General features: G+C 42.5%; 2 protein-coding genes. Both read right to left on the minus strand.

What is annotated here, in order from left to right; genetic code table 11:
* Positions 1-368: 368 nt before the first annotated feature.
* Positions 369-722 carry a helix-turn-helix domain-containing protein gene (locus D0T53_RS07305; RefSeq protein WP_163266381.1) on the minus strand — a complete coding sequence of 118 codons (354 nt, stop codon included), beginning with the start codon at positions 720-722 and terminating at the stop codon, positions 369-371.
* A gap of 13 nt (positions 723-735) precedes the next feature.
* Positions 736-4,913 (minus strand): helicase-related protein (locus tag D0T53_RS07310; RefSeq protein ID WP_255489408.1); only part of this gene is annotated, 4,178 nt, incomplete at its 5' end.

Consider the following 4,913-nt stretch of genomic DNA (forward strand, 5'->3'; position numbering starts at 1 on the left):
CTATTTTAAGAAATTAAGGTCAAAAAACTTAAGACAAAAAATAGTAAAGTAATCTCCATCCGCCCTGTATGCGATTTGTACATTCCTCTCTCCAACATCTCAAATATATACTTCCGAATAATAAATATAGTTTTCATAATTATAAGCCCCAAACCGTTTTTATGGATATTGGAGATAATAGTTCAATTTCATTAGTCGTTTTTTCGCAATGGCATAGCTCAAATAAATTTGGTTCTGCCCTCATTGCTTAGCAAAAACGTTCAATAACATCAGTCGTTTTACATATGCTTCGCTCCTGTGACCGTTGGTTGTCGTGACTCGGCATAACCAAAACAGGTTTTGTTTCTGCTCTCGCTACTTAAAACGTTCTATTTATTACTTTTTCTGCTCTGCTTATATTGACAATGATTTTTTATTAAATCATCCAGGCATTCTTCTCCCGATTTTATTAGCCGTTCTTTGAGTACCCGTTTTATCTCGGCAATAGTATAATAGGTTTTGCCGGAAAGGATGGAATAAGAAATAACTCCATTAGTGCGTAAACGCTGGAGAGTACGTTCACTAATACGAAGAAAGGTACACACTTCATAGCTATCTACCCATTCTTCGTCTATGTTGATATTCTCTGGAACTTGTTTATCCTTTATGTATTCGAAAATCTTATCTATTTTTTCTTCCAGTCTTTTATATGACTCCGAATCTAATATTATCGCTTCTTTCATGATCTAATATTTTTTACATTTTCAATCCTTTGGGTTTTGAGGAAAGGCTTAGCTTCTCTTCCTTGTCTTGCACTACGACCTCTTTGGTTCCTGTATCGGGTTTAGTAATAACAATCCTTCCGGGATTGGCTGCTACAATCTCTTTGATCGTCATCACCTGCCCCGAACGGGTGTCTTGTATTTGTTCCTGTGTATTGGATTTTACGTTTTTATCCGATGCCGTATTTACATCTGTTTTCTGCTCCGGCACTCCCTGTCCTTCGTCTTTACTGGCTAAAGACAAATTAATCTGCCTGCTGATCGAGTCCAACTGCGATTTGAGTTCCTTTAGTTCAGGTTCTTTTCTGAATGTGGCCTCCATCACCTCCTTTAGTACAGGCAAATCTTTCGATAGCTTCTCATTTTCCTTTTCGTACTTCCCAATCAGATTAGGAATTTTATCCAGCGCATTCAGAAAATTCTTCGAAGCCAGTACCGGATCGAGGGCCAGATGGCCGTTGTTGTAGCTGTATTTGACACCGCCTTCCCCTTCCACAAAGAAGCGGTTGTCTTTGAATGACATACCCTCTTTGATTCCGCTTTCTGTTTTGACAAGCAACTTAAAATCATATAACTCACCTATTTTGAAATATTCGCCGTTGGTACGGGCATTTTTAGCCAGCTCGTTGAGCTTATCGCCAATAATCTTCGTATCGTTGCTGTCCAGGTTATCCAATCTGACCGGATTGAGCCTGTTGCCATCCTTATCAGTCTGTACACGGCTATTGAAGGTTTCCATATCTTTTGTCATCCGGGATATCAGCTCCTTATTGCCGTCAATCGTGCGTGTGCTATCCTCAAACTGATAGATAGCCGAAGACTTACTCTTATTAAAAACTTTCTTCTCACTTTCGAGCGCATTGATTTTCTTTTCCAGCTTGGCTTTCTCCAATAAATCGGTATTACCCGACAGGATAGCCACATACTCCGAAAAATTCATACCCGAGCTTTCATCCATACTGCCCTCGTCAATGGTACGGCTACCCAGATTGCCGGATTTCAGCTGGTTGATAAACGTCTGCTTATTCTGCAACAGGTTGAATTTGTAAGAATCGAGGCTTTTTTCTACGGCATAGATAATTACATCGACCTTATTATCAGCATGGAGTTTGGCCACTTCATTTCCCTTTCGTATGCCGCGTCCGTCCCGTTGTGACAGGTCTGACGGCCGCCAGGGTGTATCGGCATGATGGATAGCGACACACCGTTTCTGTGCATTAACCCCTGTTCCCAGCATACCGGTCGAACCGAAGAGCACCCTAATGCGTCCTGCATTCATGGCATCTATCATTGCTTTGCGTGCATTATCGGTCTTGGCTTCCTGTATAAAACGTATCTCATGGGCAGGAATACCGTGATCTTCTACTAATTTACGTTTAATCTCCGAATAAGGATTCCACTCATTGGGTTTGTATGTCCCTAAATCAGAGAATACAAACTGCGTCCCTTTTTGTGTATTATATTTTTGATAATATTCGGCTATCTTGGCCGCACAATGCGATGCCTTGTTATCTACATGATCTTCAAAATGTGGGCTTATCATCCGCATATCCAGTGACATCTTGCGTGCATAATCGGTCGCTATCAGCATTTTTGCTTTTTCTTCACTTTCGGATAATGGTTCTCTGCCCAGTATGGTAGCATCCCCGGTTTTGGCAAAAGCCATCAGTTTCTCAATAAATACTTCCTGCTCTGGTGTCGGTGGTATATTGTGCAGTATCTCGTTCTTTTCGGGGCGGTCTATGCCGATATCCTTTGCTGTTCTAAAGTCCGTTATCTCATTGTAGAAAGCAGCCAGTTCCGGCACCTTAATAAAATAACGGAAGCGTTCTTTCTGTACAATCTGGTTGGTGACAGAGAACTCATAGTCTGTTGACTTCTTGGCATAGATAGCCGCCCAGGCGTCAAAGGAATTAATGCCCTGCTTCTCCAGTTCTTTCGGACGCAGGTATTTGAATAAGAGGTATAATTCCGTTAAAGAGTTACTGATAGTAGTACCCGATAGAAATGTCACTCCCAAATCTTTATCGTTTCGCTCCTGAATAGTCCGGATGGCAAACAGCATATTAAGTGCCCGTTGGCTTCCTTGGGGATTACCCAATCCTGCAACCCGGTCATGGCGAGTAGTAAAAGTCAGGTTCTTGAACTGATGCGATTCGTCTACAAACAAATGGTCTATAGCCATCATCTTAAAGTCCACTACATCATCCGTCCTGTTTTTGATTGTATCCGCCAACAGGCTTAGTTTTACTTCCAGATTGTTTTTCCTGACTTCCAATCCCCGCAACATACGTTTGGACGCGGATTTACCACTCAGATCTTCCAATACACGCAAATTCTCTTCGACCGAATCCAGTTCCGATTGGAATATCTTTTGCTGCATTTCGGGTGATTGTGGTATCTTACCGAATTGGTCATGTGTCAGTATAACTGCATCCCAATCGTTATTTTTAATATCATTGAATATCTTTAGCCTTTTCTGTGGTGTAAAGTCCTCCTTACCGGGATAGAGTATCTTGGCATTGGGATAGGCTGCGCGAAAGGTAGAAGCTATTTCATGGACATTGGCTTTGAGTCCTACTATCATCGGTTTATTGGCTAATCCCAGACGCTTCATCTCATAGGCTCCGCAACACATAATCAACGTCTTGCCGGCCCCTACCTGATGGTCTGCTATCCCTCCGCCCAGCATCTTTAGCATCCAGATACAGTCTTTTTGACTCGGATATAAGTCGGCTATGCCCAAACCTTTTAAGTCAAGATCGGGGAAGGTCTGGTGTGAGCCGTCATAGCGGGGACGCACATAACAGTTGAATTTTTTGTTATAAGTATCCGCCAGTTTATTTTGAAATTCGGGAGACTGCCTGTTCAGCCAGTCGGTAAAACCGCTCCTGATCTCGTCTATTTTACTATTGGCTAATTGTACTGTTTCTCCATCGGGTACTTTGACACTTCTCTGTTCACCTGTGTCTTTATCAACAACCTGAATTGTTTTGGTAATATTAGGTGTTGTATTCAACAGGGCGTGTTTCATCAGATGGATACCTGTAAATAACTGGCTTTCGCTTTGTACTGCAAACTTTTCATTGATAATCAGGTTGCTCTTTTGCGCGCTGACATGGAAATCATCCCGCGAAGCATAGTATTGGATATCGACATCGGTTTCAAATAACTTACTTGCATAGTCCCTGTATATCTGCATATCAACCCATCTTTCACCCAGGTTGAAATCCAACTCACTAAAGCGGATGGGTTCCGGTACGGCATCCTGCAAGGCTTTCAGTGATGCCAGCGAACGTAAATCATCGGGGTGATTGGTAACATATCGTCCAACCTGTTCCGATTTTTCAACGACATTTCCTGCGATAAACTTATCACGTATCTCGTAGTTCCGTATAAGCGGATTAAAATAGATACGCCCTTCCAGGTCGTGCATTAAAGAATCCCGGTCTTTTCCTTCCATCAGGGAAAGCATATAGTTCATATCAATTTCACCATATTTGTTGAGCGATGCGGCCAATGCTTCTTCCGGTGTGCCGACTATAGTTATTTCATTGGGATTGAAAGCTACGGGACGATGAAATATATCGGCTTTGACCATCTCACCCCGGCTCTCTCCAAGCGGAGAGGGAGTAAATCGTTCCAATGATAGTATTTGTGCTCCTCCGTTATCCATTTTGATAACATCGAGGTTATTCTTATCATTGAGATTACCGTAGCGGCGGACAAAATTATCGTACACGATATTCAAATTACCCCGGAGCGAGGCGTGCAGGGTCAGGTTCTTCGCTTCGTACTCATATAAAGCATGGTAGGTATCACGAATTTCTATATACCGGCTGATCTTTGCTTTTTGGTCAAAAGCTAAATCCAAGGGTTGAAACTCCGCTCCATCCCGGTAACGTTCTTTCAGATAGCCGATTTGTCCGCCGTCTTCCACTAGTGAGCCTTTCTTGTGGAAAGATTGGAGTTCGCCGGAGAAAGGGCGAGGTTTAAAAGAAGCCTCCCCAGCCCCTGCTAAGGAGGGGCTTTTTGCCTTCGACAACACTTTCCCTTCATTTATAAGCCTTTCTTGCTGCTCCTCTTTTCGGGCATCAGATATTGGATATAATACTTCTTTTCGAGTTTTGCTATTAGAAGAAATTGAAGTCG

The organism is Dysgonomonas sp. 216 (assembly GCF_010501065.1).
Classification (GTDB): domain Bacteria; phylum Bacteroidota; class Bacteroidia; order Bacteroidales; family Dysgonomonadaceae; genus QVMM01.